The following is a 14,295-nucleotide window of genomic DNA, read 5'->3' as shown; positions in this document are numbered from 1 at the left end:
GCGCGAGTGCGGCCTTGTAGGCTTTGAAGGTCTCGCGATGCGCCGCGATGGCGTCGAGGACGGCGCTCATCGAAGCGCCTCCGCCAATTCGGCCTGCGCCGCATCGCGGGCGAGGATGAGTATCGCTGTGAGCTGGTCGCCGATGCGGATCGGGAGCTGATAGACCTCACCCTTCTCCGTCTGCGCACGCCCAGCATTCTCGATGAACAACCAGGATGTGCAGTCGATCATGGCAACGAGGTTGGCGCAGAGCCCTGCGTAGTCGGGCTCACGCTTCGGTTCGGGCGTAGCTTCGCCGGTCGTCCCTTTGGGGTCGTTTTTCATCGGTAGAACTCCATATTGATATCAGTGATGCCACTATGAAGGTTGCGGTAATCTGATGTCAATGATTAAACTGATATCAGTTTCGCCGGTATCTCGAATGGGCTGAGGCAAGGAGCGGAACGATGGTGCGCGAGAAGACCATGGACGTAAGGAAAATCGTTTCGATGCCAGCCGATCTAGTGGAGCGTATAGCGGCATTCCGTCATGCGGAGAGGATCAGCACGGAAGCCGAGGCTATCCGCGTGCTCATTGCCGCCGGCTTGGACGCGAAGGTCAATCAGCGGTGACGTCGGTCTACGTGATCGAAGCAATCGGCGGCCCGGTGAAAATCGGGATCGCGAGAAACCCTGCCCGCCGGCTAAATGCCCTCCGAACGGGTACACCCTTCCCTCTCGCTCTAGCGCATGCAGAAACTGTTGAAGACGGCTTAGCCTATGCCGTCGAGCGAGCCACTCATGGACGTCTCGCCGCTGCTCGTGTTCATGGCGAATGGTTCAGTGTATCCGTCGAAGATGCGATCTCGGCAGTTCGGCAAGCGGCTGCAGGCCTGTTTGTGCCTCCCATCTCTCCCGCCCAATGTCGTGTCGGCCGTGCGCTCGTTCAGATGTCCCAGCAGGATCTGGCGACCGCGGCAAAAGTCGGGATCGTCACCGTTCGGCAATTCGAAATTGGTGCAGCCCAACCGCGGAACGCGACCCTCGAAGTGCTGCATCGAGCGCTCGAAACTGCCGGCGTCGAGTTCATCGCCGAGAACGGCGGCGGGGCCGGCGTAAGGCTTCAGAAAGCCTAGACCGACAATGGAAGACCGCCTCGCCACCCGAAACGACATTTCCGCAGTGCTTCGGAATGCGTCCGAGCGCACCCGGGGCGAAATGAAGGTCGCTGACGTGACGCATCGAGATGTCATGTTGGAGTTCCGAGCCGCCATGAAGCGCAGAGAAATCCGATCGTTGATCCATGAAGGCGAGGCCGTTGCCTTACTGGCATGGGATCGGGGAGCATTCGAGGACGGCGTAGAATACTTGTCCACATCATTCATCGGAATCGAAAAGTTCTTTCAGCCCAACGTCCCGTCTGTCCGATTTGGCGGCCGGTTGCTGCGCCGCCTTCAGCGGCAAGCTGGAAACATCATGATCGTTTCGCAATGCTACTCCGACCATCCGAAGGTGCAGCGCTGGTACGAACTGATGGGGTACGAGATGTATGACCAGGACGAGACCAGCAAGAGTTTCGTCCTTCATCGTCGGACATGACGGACGTGCGCATGTGCAGAGGCGCGATCCCGCCAATAGACCTACACCCGATCGCTGTTGGCTGCCGACGTCGTATCGAAGCGGTATCCGGTCCCCGCAGCCACGTTCTGTTCCAGGCGTTCCCCCGCGGTTCCTGTGGCGGAACGTCGGACCTACTGGCGCGACTTCTAGCCGAGCGCTACGGCCTCGATGCGAGAGTGGCGTCGGGCATGCAGGACGGGCCTCGATCTCACGCATGGGTGACCGTCGATGGCACGATTATCGACATCACGGCGGATCAGTTCGAGGGCCAGCCTCCGGTCTTCGTCGGCAGGCAGAGTTCCTGGCATGAGGCGTGGGCTCCGACCGTCGGCCCATATTGCGGCCCGGAGAACTGGCCAATGTATCCGCACGACATCTGGCATGCCCTGACGACGTAATGCAGGGATCTACAATCAGACCGTCAGAGAAGGAATGGCAGCATGACTACCAAGGTTTCGGCGGAGGAATACGAGACGCTCGAAGCGTACGTATCCACGGTTCTCTCACTCCACCGGAAAGGGGAATTCGAGGCCACGTGGGCACTTTCTGCTCTGATGCATCCGCTGACAGCGTTGATCGACGGCAACCCCCAGGAGTTCATTCCCTACATGCGGTTGAAACTCGAACAGTGGGCAAAAGACGAGGACTAAACTTAGATTGGGATGGGAAAGACACCATCCGGCCCTCCGATGCGTCCTACGGGCCTCCCTGCGAGGCGGCAGGACGGCGGCGGGGTGCCGGATGGGGTGATACCCCGTCCCGCCCTCGCGCCATCCTGGTGTCCGATAAGCGAACCGGCCGGCGCTGGGTCGTGCCATGCCGACGCACCCGGGACTATCCCTCCGATAGGGAGGGCTCCATGACCAACGGTTCGGGGATGGCGCAAGGCTGCAGACGGTCCCATAAGCCACGTCTTGAATGTCGGACAATGTCGTGGATTATCAGCCTTCGGTTGTAGGAGGCATGATGCGTTTTGATTTCTTCAAGATCACCAACTACCGGAACGTCATCGATTCAGGATGGATCGACGTAAGTCAAATCACGGCATTCGTTGGGCAGAATGAGGCCGGCAAAAGCAATCTTTTCGAAGCTCTTCATTGTCTCAACCCCATCGTACCAGGCGCAAAATACAATCTCGATGAAGATTGGCCGGTAGATCACTGGGAAGGACGAAAAGATGGGCGCGGGAAAGTAGTCGCCAACGCGCAGTTCGCGCTTAACGCTGATGAGATTCAGTCATTGTGGAATTATGCAGCGGTAGACGCAGCAGGTGAGCGCGAGCCGTTCGTACTCCCACAATCTTGTAATATCGTAGTTTGGAGAGGCTACGGATATCAGACCCGCTTCAAGGTTCATGACTTTCCCGAGGGGACCATTGACGAGGACCGGGCTATTGAATGGGCGAAGGCAAACGTCCCCAAGTTCGTATACATCCACGACTACGAGATGTCTGGGGCTCAGGTTGAACTGGACGATTTGCAGAAACGTCTCGTCAGAGCGGGCGACCGACACGAATTGAGCAATGAGGATCAAACGATCCTCATCATTCTCGAACTTGCCAACATCGATCTCGACGACTTCGTCGAAAAGGGCACCACGAGCGAGGGCCGAACGAACCGCTCCTACGACAAGCGATCCGCGTCTCGATACCTCACCAAGCAGTTCGGCGATCTCTGGCAGCAGAAAGACGTTCGCTTCGAAATCGAGATCGACGGACCTACGCTAAACATCTTTGCCGAAGACGACGCGATCGGCATGCCGGTACGGCTCCACAGACGTTCGACCGGATTCAGATGGTACGTGTCCTTCGCCTGGAAATTCACACATGCGACGAAGGGCGAGTATGCGAACTGTGTTCTCCTGCTCGAGGAGCCAGGCATCCACCTGCACTTTTCTGGCCAGCAGGATCTCTTGAGAGTTTTCGAGAGGCTCTCAGCGCGCAACACGATCATGTACACGACGCATCTGGCGTCCATGGTCGATCCAGCGAACCCTGAGCGTGTCCGGATCGTCGAGAGCCGAGATCATCATCTCGCAATCACAAAGGGGATCGTCAGCGCACAACGCGCGCCTATGGCTGTCATCGAACAAAGCTTGGGTTTGACAGGCGATCAGAGCGGTCTACTCGGCAATCGCCAGGTTATGATCGTCGAAGGGGGAGATGATGCTGTCATCCTCCACAAGCTTTCCGGGCTTCTGAAGGCAGAGGGCAAGGATGCTCTGTCGGAGAGCATTTACCTCTGGCCTGCGCATGGCGCGCAGAAGACGCCAATGTACGCCGGCTTCGCGATCGGCCAAAAGTGGGACGCAGGTGTTCTTCTCGACACTGACGAAGCCGGCAACGCCGCGAAAAAGAAGATCGACGAACTATACGTATCGAAACTTGCAGAGGCTTCGGGTCTGAAGTTTCGTACTCTCATGCTTGGGAAAGCGGCAGGAAGCAAAAAGGTCGATTTTGCGATCGAGGATCTAATGGGAGACGATTTCTATCGTGAATGCGTCAACGCAACTTTCGGCTTGGCAATCAAGCCCGAGGATCTGCCGGTAGACGGATCGACCATGATAACCAAGCGCGTGGAGGTCGTTTTGAAAGAACGACATGGCCACGTCGAGCTTGATAAGCGTCGTGTCATGGGTGAAATGCTTCGCAGGTTCGACAGCTGGAAAAAGACATCCGATCTTCCGCGCGGCGCGGCTGTGTCGGCTGGTAAGCTGTTCAAGGCGATCAACGAAGCATTTGCTCTCGCAACGTGATCGCAATGTCCTCCGCATATGCCAATGAGATCGTTCGACTGGCGGACGATCTGCTGCTCGGCCTTCGATTCCCGGCAGTCAGCAGTGAGGCAGTCCTTCACAAGGCGATGCATCTTGCGAGGGTGACAAACCAAGCCGAGTACGCGGAGTACTTCCGTCGTGAAGCGGAAGGGTATCCGGACAGCTACGATGGACCGCGGCTCCTTCGAATGTCCGGTCGGATGGTCAGCGATAGATTATTCATCCAACCATCTATCCTCCATCTCGAACGAGTACTACCAGCCCAGCGGCAGTCGGCCGAACAGGCGCGGCAGCGATTCCTGAGCGCGAGCGGGGCAAACGTCGATCGACATCTCGGCACGTTCCAAACGAGTGAAGCAAGCAAGACGCAGACCGAGCGTGTCATCGACACCTTTCGTCGAGAAACGCACTCGTTTGCAGCGATGACGCGTTTTCAGGCGCTCTTCGGAGACGCGAGCGGCAACATCTTCGACCTATATCGACGATCGGTGGATGGACTGTTAGCCGATGAGGCGGCTGACGCGATCAGCAAGTTTCCGGCAGTGTTCGAAAGGCTTGCGGCAGGCGATACGGAAGCGATTGGCCACGCGATGCTCAGTTGCCGACGGATCGTCGAAGCTTTCGCGGAGCGGATCTGCCCGGCACAAGCCGAACAGATTGAGGTGGAAGGCGAGAAGATCGATATTCGGTCTGGGAACACGAAGAATCAGCTTCGCGCCGCTATCCGTGCTGCAACTACGTCTGACAGCCGACGGGCTCGGCTAACGCGTGGCGCAAACGCACTTTGGGAACGTGTCAGCACCGGTGTTCACGCGGACATCGCTCCTGACGAAGCGCGGGCCCTTGTGCTCAACACCTACCTTTTGCTCGGCGAAATCGCAGAGATGCGAGCGAGTGTCCGCAACTGACTTGCCCCCTCGCCTGACGGCGCACTATCGTCGCAAGCATGCGCCTCGCCCTCGCCCTCGTCGCCGTGCTGATCGCCTCGCCCGCGTTGGCGGTCGACGGGAAACTCGTCGTCTCTGAGGACAAGCAGGAGACGATTTTCGTTTGGAAGGACGAAGCGGCACTGCTCGATGGCGAAGCTGTTTTGGCAGCCAACGCTGGCGATCTGATTGGCTCGGCGTTGAATGACGGTTTCGCTTGCGGCATTCGTTTGCCACAACGCGTCATCACTGCCGACCCTACACCCGACATCATCCGCGTCATCGTCGTGGGCGGCGAGCATGCCGGTTGCCGCGGTCTCGTCCGGCGTGAGAACTTCGTGCCGAAGAGGTGATTTATGCCAGAAGTGTACCTCGCCGATCGGCTTCAGCGCCTTGCCCGACATGAATGCAATATCGCGCAGAACGCCACCAATCAGGAGGGCCGCTTAACCCCTTGCGCTGCGGTCGTGCTGGCGCAGTCGCTGCATCACACCCTGCTCGCATTCATCGCGTTCCACCTTACGCTGAACGGCGATCTCGATAGCGAGAGAAAATCTCTCGTCGAACTCGCGCGCACGATCGCAGCGGAGGACGTGCGAACCTTCGAGCCGTGGGAGATGGACAAGATCGCCTCGCTGGATGTCATCCACATGCGTCCTGTGACGTGCGTGCTCTTGCCGGAAGAGATGGCTCGGGACATCTTCTGGGGTGCACAGGGATTCGTGGACACCCTGACGCGCGAGATGTGGACCACGTTGGAGCACGCAAAAGCGAATGTCGTATAGCATCGGCGGCAAGTCGCAGCGTCCGCCTGGTGGCAAGGGCTACACGATCGGCCGCGACGCCAAGAGCGGCGCGTTCCGCACGATCACCGTGCCCGGTCGCGGCGAAGTCGGCATGATCAGCGGCGAGAGCTTCAAAGCCGCGAAGGAAGCGGCTGGTTATCGTATCCAGGGAACAAGTGCGGGTAGCGCACTTTCGCAGCGTCCAGACAAGACAAGGAAGTGAGCGACGATGGCGCGCGTGATGCGCGCCCGGCCTACAACCCTCTGTACGAGCGCTTCGTCACCGACGATCAGTCCACCAGCGATCAGCTTACCGGCATGGTCGCCTATGGCCTTTACAAGCAGGCCAAGCGCGAGTGGACCACCGCGCACTATGAGCGGCACGGCCGGAAACCATCGGAAGACGAACTAGCGAGCTACATCGCGACGTGGACGCCGAGCATGGTGCAGAACCTGCGAGAGCAAGCTAACGGCATCGTGCTGGCCTTCGGCGGCTTCCTCGTCGAGGAGAACGCCCCGCGCATCCGCGAGGAAGCGCTGCGAGGGACGTTCTGGAAAGCCGTCGGCGTGTCGATCTTCGCCGCTGCGCTCTACACCCTCGGGCTGATCGCGCTTCTCGTCATCCTGCGGATTGCCGGCGTCGATATCCTGTCGATCCTGACATCGGTCAACGGTGCCGCAGGCTAGGCTATCTCCCGCCAGAACACGCTTCGCTCCGCTTGAAGCTGCCGAGAAAGCACCGCGCATCGCGCCTCCACTTCCGTCCGGCGTGTATCGCTTTCGGCCAGAGCGGCTCGCAGGCGGGCGATCTCGGCATCGAGCGCCGCCGTGTCGGCCGGAAGCAGCACAACCGTCTGACGGCCGGGAACGGGGCGGAGCGCTTCTTCCCACGTCATGCCGGCGCGCTGGAGGATTGCCGTCGCCTTCGCCGCCGCGGCCGCCCGCTCGCCCATCTTATCGGACGCGAGCAGGCTGGCGACCTTCGCGAGCTTCTCCCGGTCGAGCGTCACTCGTCGATCTTCCACGTCACCTTCTGGCGCATCTCGCCGCTGTCGATGAGGGGCTTGCTGGAGCCCTTCTGCCGGATCGTGGACGGAGCGTTGGGCGGGCTGGACAAGGAGGTGATCTCGGCTTGGATATCACCTTGAGCGAGGGCGCCGAGCCGGCCGAGCACCTTCCTGGTGGACGCGGCAGGGCTCCCGCCACCCTTCGCTACGTCGACGATCTCCCGCGCCGCAGCTTCCATTGCCTTCCGGTACTTCTCCCAGTTCGCCCGCATCGCGTTGCGCATGAACGGGCGCTCGGGAATGGTGCGGGTGCCGAACTCGTTGAACGTAGCACGGGCGACAACGTCGCCGTCCGCCTTGCCGGCCGGAAAGCCGACCTTCACCTGTCGAGGGCCACGGCCCAGGGCATGCAGCGCCCGCAGCGCCGCCTTCAGCTTGCCGGGGCTCTTGTGTTCGACGCGGGCGGTGACGCGGATCGGCATGAGCTGGGCCTATCGGTTCGCCGGCGACGCGGTGACGAGCGCACGGGGAGCAACCGCGGATCGGCCGACGTCTGTTGCAGAACCGGAACCTGCAGCAGAGGCGAGACCGCTACGCACCCGGGCCAGCCGCGCCTCCGCCCGATCGAGCCCGACGTTGAACTCCGTGGCGTCGAGCCGTAGCTTCGCTGTGGTCGTGCCGGCGAGATCGGCCATCGCGGCCTTGGCCTGGTTGGCCGGCCCGAGGAACTCGGTAAGGTCGAGCGTCGCCTTCGCGGTCACCGCCAGGTCGCCGAGCCCCTTCATCACTTCGAGTGGCGACGGGATCGACAAGTTGGCGATCTTCGCTTGAATGCCGGCCTCAAGGCCGCCGAGCACTTGGACGGCCCGCGCCGCAGCACGCGTCAAGCTTTCCTCGTCCACTCCGTATTCAGCCGAAATGCCTTCCGCCTGCTGCCGACCCGCCATTTCTAGGCGAGCGTCGGGCGTATAGGTGACGGGCTTATCAATCGCGCGCTTGCTCTGACCCAGCGTTTCGGTCGGCCGGTTGTTTTCGAGCGCCACCTCGTTCGGATCGGGGATGATGCCGAACTTCGTCAGCGCCCCTCCCAATTTCTCGTCCACAGCCCGAATGATCCGATCAAGCTGCGCGATGGCCGCGTCCGCGAACCTCGTCCAGGCACCGGCGGGATCGTTCAGCACCGTGGTAACGGCCGTGATGCCGGTGGCGATGTCCTTGATCGCGTCGCCCATCTCGTTGATGAAGCGAACCGTCTCGGTCGACGCGAAGCCCTTGAACGACCGCGCCATCGCGTCGAAGTCTGTCTCGCCAGCCAGCTTGTCGTAGCCGAAGAGGTTGTTCCAAGCGGCGGCGAACTTGTCGGCCGCGTTGACCATGCCTTCGAAGGCGGCTTTCACGTTGGCGATCGCCTTTTGTGCGCCAGGCAACTCGCCGATCACGCTGTCGTCGCCGTTGAAGGCTGAGATCAGGTCGTCGAGAGCGAGGTAAGCTGCAAGAGCGGGAACGCGCCGCGCGAGCGCCAGCATGGCCCGTCGGCCAAAGGCGGAAGAGGCGACCGCGGCGCCGCTGAGCCCGAACAACTCCGCCGTCTTGCCGAGGCCGGTCATCTTACCGAGCAATGCCGCGACGCCGTCCGCCGCGAGGAAGAAGCCGCGGCTCATGCGGTAGGCCTGCGTCGCGATATGCTCGGTGACGGTGATCGCTTTGACCAGGCCATTCGATATGCCGCGGGCGATGTCGGTCAGCAGACCGGACTTCCATTGCTCGCCTACCCAATCGAGCAGGTTGCCGAGCCGCTTCTTGATCGCGTCGTAGTAGCCGGCCGCGCCGATCGCGCGCTGGAACCTCGTCCAATTGTCGAGGAGGTTGGACACCATCCCGTCCCAGGTCTTCGACTGGTCATCCATCGCGCCGTCGAACCGGGAGAAGATGCCCATGAGGGCGCCTTGGATTTCGACGGCGTCCTTCTTCACCGTCTTCGAGAGCTTCTGGCCGTTCTGCGTCCAGTTGTAGGTGATCTTGTCGCCAGCGACGGACGTGGAAATTCCGAACTCTTTAAGCCTCTCTGACTCGCCGGTGATCGCGTCGGCGATGGCCTCCACGCCGTCCATCAGGTGCTTGCCCATGGCGGACGAGGCGTCGCCGACCTTGCGGAGCGAGCCGTCGGTCGGGTCGAGGCCGTAGGCCTTCATCTTCACGAACGCTTCCGTCACCTGAGCGATGTCGTAGGGCGTCGAGCCGGCGAAGTCGGCCACCCAATCCATCGCCTGCTTCGCCTTCTCGGCCGAGCCGGTGATCGTCTTCAGCGTCGCTTCGTAGTTCTCGAACTCGGCGTTGGTGCGCGTCAGGTCGCCGATGAAGTCGCCGATCTTGTCCGTGATAGCGAGACCCGCCAGCGCACCGCCAATGACGCCGCCGATGTGCAGCATCACGTCGGCGAAGCCCTGTGCGGCCTTCTCGGCGTGCTCGAGATCGTCGGCGAATCGGCGCGCCTCGCCCTTGCCTCTGTAATCCGTGCGGAAGATCGCGACGAGCTCTTCGATGATCATGCGGCGATCCTTTCCCTGGCGTCGGCCGCCATCGCGGCGAGGGTGACGTGCTCGCTGGAGGCCGGGTCGAGCGGGCCGCCGACGCGCCACATGCAAGAGCAGGAGCGGCAGCGGCCGCCGGGCGGCATCAGGCCGGTGAGCATCTCGTCGAGGTTCGGAAACAGCGTCTTCGCGAGCGCGTAGAGCGCAGCCGAGCGGGTGATGCCGTGCTTGCGCGCCCAGTCGATCACGAGGCTCTGGAGCAGGCTCGCGGTGAACGGCACTCCCTTCGAGCCGGTCGGGGTGACGATCGCGTCCACGCCCGCGCAGGAGCGGAACACGAGGGCATAGACGACGTCTCGCCACTTCGCCCGCACCGTGCGTCGCTCGGCCTTCGTCGCCGGCCGGATCGCGCAGAACTCACGATCGAGCAGCCGAAGATCGTCCAGCACCGTTTCCGACGGCATGATCAGCGAGCGCGGGCGGGCCATCTCAGGTGAGGCTCCACTGGTCTGCGGCGCCGGTCGCCGTCATGCCCGCCTCGTAGGCGGTGCGCGCCTCGGCGATCTTCGTGCGGAATGTGTCGAACTCCGGCCCGAGCTGGAGCCGCGCCTGGTTGTCCGCCAGCGCCTTCAGCATGTGCCGGGCCTCGGCGCGGTTGCGGGCCGCCGTGTCGTTCTGGAAGTGCCAGTCGGACGTCTTCATGGCCGCCTCCTCACGCCCAGCGGGCGCGGTTGCGCTCGATCATCGCGTCGTAGGCGGCATCGTTGCGGTGCATGCCGTCGAGGATCTGCACCTCGCCGATGGCGTCGCTGGTCTGGCGCTGCGGCGTGGTCGGAGCGGCCTGACCCCAGCGTGCCGCATCCCGGGCCATCATCTCGTGATAGGCGCGGTCGCTGTCGCAGGTGAAACCGTCGTTGACGGTGCTGCTGTCGGCGAAGCTTTGCCTGATGCCGCCCGGCGCTTCGTCCCGGAGCATCATCGGCACGCGCAGTCGGGCGCCGTCCTTGAGAACGGCATGTCCGTTGCAGTGGCAGAAGGAGCCGACGCATCGGCAGGTGTCGACGATGCTCATGCGGCTTCTCCGGTCGAGCGAGGAACGAGGCGGACTGACGAGCGCGCGGACCCTGATGCGCCGCGCTCGCCAGCCCTGTCGGACGCAGCGTAGTGACCCGCTTCGTCCGCATCGGTGGGTTCGGGATTGAAGACCGGCACCAACGCAGTGCCGATCTGGTTGCGGCCCCAGATGTCCGGGGCGCCATGGCGAAGCGCCGGCAGTTTGATGTTCGCGAGCTGCATCGTCAGCGAGTTCGACGGCCTGCCGCGGGCGACAGTGTCGACGTCGGCGATGCCGGCGACGCCGTTCGGCATCTGCGATCGGGCCATCAGCACGGCGTTGTCGGCGGCCACCACCTCCTCGAGGATCGCGCCGATCGCGTTGGCGAGCTCGGGATAGGCCTTCAGCTTCTCGGCCGCGGCGTCGCGCTTGGCGATCGCGTCATCGTAGACGGCCTGGCGCCGGTCCTGCTCCTCGTCGGCCCGGAAGCGGTCGAGCGCGGCGCGGAGCAGCTTGGCGGCCTCGGCCATCCGCTCGGCCTCGAAGGCGGCGTCCTCGCCGGCCTTGCGCGCCGCGGCGATCTCCTCGTCCGACAGCAGCGGGTCGAGAGCTCGCTTCCACGAAGCCGTATCGAGCGCCTTCGCGGCGGTGACGGCGGCGTCGGCCTCCTCGAGCAGCGCTGGGAGCCCGGCGGACTGGCCGCTGCAGAGCGCGGTGCGGATGCGGTCGATCAGGATCGCGGCCATCAGGCGGCCTCCGCCTGCTCGGCGGCCGGCTTGTCGACGCCAGCGATGTCGAAGTCGCCCGCGAAGAACACGCCGGGGAAGCGCCGACCGGACGCCATGAGCTTCTCAGCGGTAGCCGTGATGCAGTATTCGTTCACGGTGACGCCGGCGCGGTTGGCGGCGTCGAGCAGAGCGGCGTGGAAATCCCGATTGACCTTTGCGCCCCTCAAAAAGAGTTGTGCCGATGGCATGCAAGTTCTCCTACGGTTGCGAACAGAATAAGCCCTTTGCGAGAGCCTGGGGACTAATCACGTCTGGTCATGTCTGATGGGTCAGGCTGGTTTTGACTGACGATCGCTGGCAATCTTCGATGGAAAAGAAGCTCGGCCGACCATTAACCGAAGACGAACTCATAGCAGCGACGCACGCTTCGCTTCGTTATGGCTGGATGAGTAAGCGTTTCTGCCGCGCGATGATGACGAAGGCTGTATATGAGATGCAGCCGTAGTTCTCAGGCCGGCATATTCAGGAACTCCAGATACCGTCTGACCGGCGGTGCCGACCGTTCGCCGGCCCGGAGCATCTCCAACGCGTCGAGATCGCCGTGCAGCACCATCTCCAGCCCGGTTCGGGAGATCTCGAGCGGCGCCGACGGCGTCGTCTGCCGCGCGAGGCCATGACGGCGGCAGAGCCGACGGATCGTCACCTCGGACTTGCCGCTGAGACGCATGGCGTCCTTCACGCCGACGACTTCCTCCAGCCGCATCAACACCGGCCGGACGACGCTCATCCGAGGTTGTCCAGCGTGTAACCGCTGCCGTTGGCCTTCAGCGTCGTCAGCACGCCGGCCACGGCGTTGGCAACGTCATCGTGCGCGTTCGGCGCGTGATCGATGCTGTCACGCCCTCCCCGGCTCGTCCGGCGCTCCAGCCCGACAAGCTGCGAGACAAGCCGCTCGTTGTCGAGCAAGTCGGCATCGCCCGAGTTCAGAAGCGGCAGCAAATCCCGGTAGAGATCGCTCTTCGGCTTGGCCGACGGCTCGTAGGTGATGTTGTGCTTGCGGAATGCCTCCCGCGGCCACTCGCCAGCATACCGATCGCCGACGATTTTCGTCACGCGGTAGCTCTTCAGCAGCTTGGCATATTCCGCGACCACAGCCTCCGGCGACATCGGCGGCTTCGTCTCGCGAACGGCGTCCAGCACCGGCCGGCGCTTTTCCCCCCCGGTCTCGCTGTGGCCGATGGCGAGCGTGAACGAGTCCTTGCCGCTGCCGCCCGAGGGATCGATGAAGGCCGAGTATTGCACGCCGGAGAGCGGTGCCCGCTCGTAAGCGCCAAGCGTCACGCAGGCTTCGACCACCTCGCGCATGACGAAGCCTTCGATGTCGCCTCGGAACTCGGCCCCGAACTCGGCCGCAGCGCTCGCCGGGTCCTCGGCGAAGCGGTCCGTCAGAAACTCGCCGTCGCGCGCGATCGTCGGATTCATCCGCCACGTCGGCGCCTGGATGATCAGCACGTTCCCGGGCTTGCCGAAGTGCCGCTTGTGCTTCTTCCAGAGCAGGCCCTTCCGAGCATAGGGCGACGAGATCCCGATCAGCAAGGCGCCGGGGATCGTCACCATCGAGGGCTTCACTGCGGCATAGACCTCGTCGTCCGGGTTCACGCTGTTCTCGGATCGCCAGAAGGCGACTTCGTCGAACACAGCAGCCACCACCGTCCGGCCACGAACCCGGCGCTGATCGTTCGTCGCCACTTCCAGCGCAAGCCCGTTGGCGAGCTCGACGCTGTCCGCGGTCGGCTTCGTCACCATCTGGGCGAAGATCGGCTGCTCGAGCATCGCTTTCGCGTAGCCCATGACGACGCGCGCCTGGTCGCGGTCGACTGCGAGTGCCTGAACGACGCCGCGCTCGCCACGGGTAAGCCGCTGCCGGTAGCCGTAGACCTCCGCCCCGAAGGTGGCGAGATAGATCGCGATCGAAGCGGCCTTCACGTCCTTGCCCGACCGTCGACCGCAGACGAACCAAGCCTCCTCGGCCGGCTTCGTCGGAGCCTCGTCCCTGCCCGTCAGCTCCCGGAAGATCGAAAGCTCGGCGGCGGTCAGCGGCTCGCCGAAGAGGGCCTTATCGACGACGCGCCACGTCGCCCACGTCTCGCCCTCGAACCATGGGCCGAAGAGGTTCGGATCCCGGCAGGCCTCGGCATAGGTGACGGCGTGGACGGTCATGTCGACCGTTCCAGTTCAGCTTTCGCGCAGCGGCACGCTTCCTCGACGGCGGCAAGGTGGTCGAGATAGGTTTGATCTGCCCTGCCTGCCTGGCGCCGTAGCGCATCGAGGCGCGGCAAGGTCTCAGCCATCTGGCGAAGCAGACGATCGCGCTCGGTCACCGTGCCACCCCCGCGGCCTTCTCGGCCGCTCGCAGCTCCATGTAGCCCCGCACGTCCGGCGTGACGTTCTTCGCCCGTCGCTCGAGACCAAGATCGCTCAGGAGCCGTCGAAGCGCGTTCGTAGCGGTCGTGAACTCGCCGATGTCGATGCCGTTGCCGTTCGCCATCGAGGCTTCCGCCTGCTCGCACCAGACGGCGATCGTGCAGGCCCGGCGTGCGATGATCGTCTGCGCCTCGGACGGATCGCCGCCGATGTCGACGACGAGCTGCGCCAGGATGTCCTTGTAGCGCCGCATGATCAGCGAGCGGCCGTCCACGTCGGGCAGAAGGCCGAACTTGTTCGAGATCTTCGCCCGCGCCTGCGGCTTGCTGCGGCCTATCGGTTTGCTTGCTGGAGGCAACTTCCTGACGCTTCGTGCGGACACAATGCGGACAGGAATGCTGAGCCGGCAGAAATAAGCAAGCGTTTACAATGCTATCGTCAGGGATTATCCGCCGATAGTTTATCTG

23 protein-coding genes are annotated in these 14,295 nt (G+C 62.9%); 10 read left to right on the top strand and 13 right to left on the bottom strand.

The window, feature by feature from the left end; all coding sequences use genetic code 11:
- Nucleotides 1-66: 66 nt before the first annotated feature.
- Nucleotides 67-324, bottom strand: a complete 258-nt coding sequence (locus tag F6X38_RS20720; RefSeq protein WP_150973131.1) for a hypothetical protein — start codon at nt 322-324, stop codon at nt 67-69.
- A 122-nt stretch (nt 325-446) separates the two neighbouring features.
- On the opposite strand from F6X38_RS20720, the gene F6X38_RS23740 reads away from it, so the two are divergent.
- From F6X38_RS23740 to F6X38_RS20675, 10 genes are all read left to right on the top strand, one after another.
- The gene (locus F6X38_RS23740) at nt 447-611 is read left to right on the top strand and encodes a hypothetical protein (RefSeq protein WP_202618044.1); all 165 of its coding nucleotides are present in this window, start codon (nt 447-449) and stop codon (nt 609-611) included.
- Nucleotides 608-1,114, top strand: a complete 507-nt coding sequence (locus tag F6X38_RS20715) for a GIY-YIG nuclease family protein (RefSeq protein WP_150973129.1) — start codon at nt 608-610, stop codon at nt 1,112-1,114. Before F6X38_RS23740 ends, F6X38_RS20715 begins: the two co-directional genes overlap by 4 nt.
- Before the next feature lie 7 nt (nt 1,115-1,121).
- The gene (locus tag F6X38_RS20710; protein ID WP_150973127.1) at nt 1,122-1,577 is read left to right on the top strand and encodes a hypothetical protein; all 456 of its coding nucleotides are present in this window, start codon (nt 1,122-1,124) and stop codon (nt 1,575-1,577) included.
- A gap of 461 nt (nt 1,578-2,038) precedes the next feature.
- The gene (locus F6X38_RS20705) at nt 2,039-2,248 is read left to right on the top strand and encodes a hypothetical protein (protein ID WP_150973125.1); all 210 of its coding nucleotides are present in this window, start codon (nt 2,039-2,041) and stop codon (nt 2,246-2,248) included.
- 316 nt (nt 2,249-2,564) lie between these two features.
- The gene (locus F6X38_RS20700; RefSeq protein ID WP_202618043.1) at nt 2,565-4,352 is read left to right on the top strand and encodes an ATP-dependent nuclease; all 1,788 of its coding nucleotides are present in this window, start codon (nt 2,565-2,567) and stop codon (nt 4,350-4,352) included.
- Between the two features lie 5 nt (nt 4,353-4,357).
- Nucleotides 4,358-5,281, top strand: coding sequence for a hypothetical protein (locus F6X38_RS20695; protein ID WP_150973123.1), 924 nt, complete (start codon nt 4,358-4,360; stop codon nt 5,279-5,281).
- 38 nt (nt 5,282-5,319) lie between these two features.
- Entirely contained in the window at nt 5,320-5,652 is a 333-nt protein-coding gene (locus tag F6X38_RS20690) for a hypothetical protein (protein ID WP_150973121.1), read from the top strand.
- Between the two features lie 3 nt (nt 5,653-5,655).
- Nucleotides 5,656-6,084, top strand: a complete 429-nt coding sequence (locus F6X38_RS20685) for a hypothetical protein (RefSeq protein WP_150973119.1) — start codon at nt 5,656-5,658, stop codon at nt 6,082-6,084.
- Nucleotides 6,074-6,307, top strand: coding sequence for a hypothetical protein (locus tag F6X38_RS20680; RefSeq protein ID WP_150973117.1), 234 nt, complete (start codon nt 6,074-6,076; stop codon nt 6,305-6,307). The genes F6X38_RS20685 and F6X38_RS20680 overlap by 11 nt, the downstream gene beginning before the upstream one ends.
- Entirely contained in the window at nt 6,304-6,771 is a 468-nt protein-coding gene (locus F6X38_RS20675) for a hypothetical protein (RefSeq protein ID WP_150973115.1), read from the top strand. The genes F6X38_RS20680 and F6X38_RS20675 overlap by 4 nt, the downstream gene beginning before the upstream one ends.
- On the opposite strand, the gene F6X38_RS20670 is transcribed toward F6X38_RS20675, so the two are convergent.
- From F6X38_RS20670 to F6X38_RS20620, 12 genes are all read right to left on the bottom strand, one after another.
- On the bottom strand, nt 6,768-7,094 hold the full coding sequence (locus tag F6X38_RS20670; protein ID WP_150973113.1) for a hypothetical protein: 327 nt from the start codon (nt 7,092-7,094) through the stop codon (nt 6,768-6,770). The genes F6X38_RS20675 and F6X38_RS20670 overlap by 4 nt on opposite strands.
- Entirely contained in the window at nt 7,091-7,573 is a 483-nt protein-coding gene (locus tag F6X38_RS20665; protein WP_150973111.1) for an HK97-gp10 family putative phage morphogenesis protein, read from the bottom strand. Before F6X38_RS20665 ends, F6X38_RS20670 begins: the two co-directional genes overlap by 4 nt.
- 9 nt (nt 7,574-7,582) lie before the next feature.
- Nucleotides 7,583-9,640, bottom strand: coding sequence for a tape measure protein (locus tag F6X38_RS20660; RefSeq protein WP_150973109.1), 2,058 nt, complete (start codon nt 9,638-9,640; stop codon nt 7,583-7,585).
- Nucleotides 9,637-10,110, bottom strand: a complete 474-nt coding sequence (locus tag F6X38_RS20655; RefSeq protein WP_150973107.1) for a hypothetical protein — start codon at nt 10,108-10,110, stop codon at nt 9,637-9,639. Before F6X38_RS20655 ends, F6X38_RS20660 begins: the two co-directional genes overlap by 4 nt.
- 1 nt (nt 10,111) lies before the next feature.
- On the bottom strand, nt 10,112-10,324 hold the full coding sequence (locus F6X38_RS20650; RefSeq protein WP_150973105.1) for a hypothetical protein: 213 nt from the start codon (nt 10,322-10,324) through the stop codon (nt 10,112-10,114).
- 10 nt (nt 10,325-10,334) lie between these two features.
- Nucleotides 10,335-10,694, bottom strand: a complete 360-nt coding sequence (locus tag F6X38_RS20645) for a hypothetical protein (RefSeq protein WP_150973103.1) — start codon at nt 10,692-10,694, stop codon at nt 10,335-10,337.
- Nucleotides 10,691-11,422 (bottom strand): hypothetical protein, encoded by a 732-nt coding sequence (locus F6X38_RS20640; RefSeq protein WP_150973101.1) that lies wholly within the window; start codon nt 11,420-11,422, stop codon nt 10,691-10,693. Before F6X38_RS20640 ends, F6X38_RS20645 begins: the two co-directional genes overlap by 4 nt.
- Nucleotides 11,422-11,652 carry a hypothetical protein gene (locus F6X38_RS20635; protein WP_150973099.1) on the bottom strand — a complete coding sequence of 77 codons (231 nt, stop codon included), beginning with the start codon at nt 11,650-11,652 and terminating at the stop codon, nt 11,422-11,424. Before F6X38_RS20635 ends, F6X38_RS20640 begins: the two co-directional genes overlap by 1 nt.
- A 260-nt stretch (nt 11,653-11,912) precedes the next feature.
- Nucleotides 11,913-12,191 (bottom strand): hypothetical protein, encoded by a 279-nt coding sequence (locus F6X38_RS20630; protein WP_150973097.1) that lies wholly within the window; start codon nt 12,189-12,191, stop codon nt 11,913-11,915.
- Nucleotides 12,188-13,624 carry a terminase large subunit gene (locus F6X38_RS20625; protein ID WP_150973096.1) on the bottom strand — a complete coding sequence of 479 codons (1,437 nt, stop codon included), beginning with the start codon at nt 13,622-13,624 and terminating at the stop codon, nt 12,188-12,190. Before F6X38_RS20625 ends, F6X38_RS20630 begins: the two co-directional genes overlap by 4 nt.
- Nucleotides 13,621-13,785, bottom strand: a complete 165-nt coding sequence (locus F6X38_RS23550) for a hypothetical protein (RefSeq protein WP_161992861.1) — start codon at nt 13,783-13,785, stop codon at nt 13,621-13,623. The genes F6X38_RS20625 and F6X38_RS23550 overlap by 4 nt, the downstream gene beginning before the upstream one ends.
- On the bottom strand, nt 13,782-14,186 hold the full coding sequence (locus F6X38_RS20620; RefSeq protein WP_150973094.1) for a hypothetical protein: 405 nt from the start codon (nt 14,184-14,186) through the stop codon (nt 13,782-13,784). Before F6X38_RS20620 ends, F6X38_RS23550 begins: the two co-directional genes overlap by 4 nt.
- Nucleotides 14,187-14,295: the final 109 nt, after the last annotated feature.

The sequence above is a fragment of the Plantimonas leprariae genome, assembly GCF_008802405.1.
Lineage (GTDB): Bacteria > Pseudomonadota > Alphaproteobacteria > Rhizobiales > Rhizobiaceae > Plantimonas > Plantimonas leprariae.
Note: the sequence above shows the minus strand (reverse complement) of the source record. Positions and strands in the feature narration are given on the sequence as shown.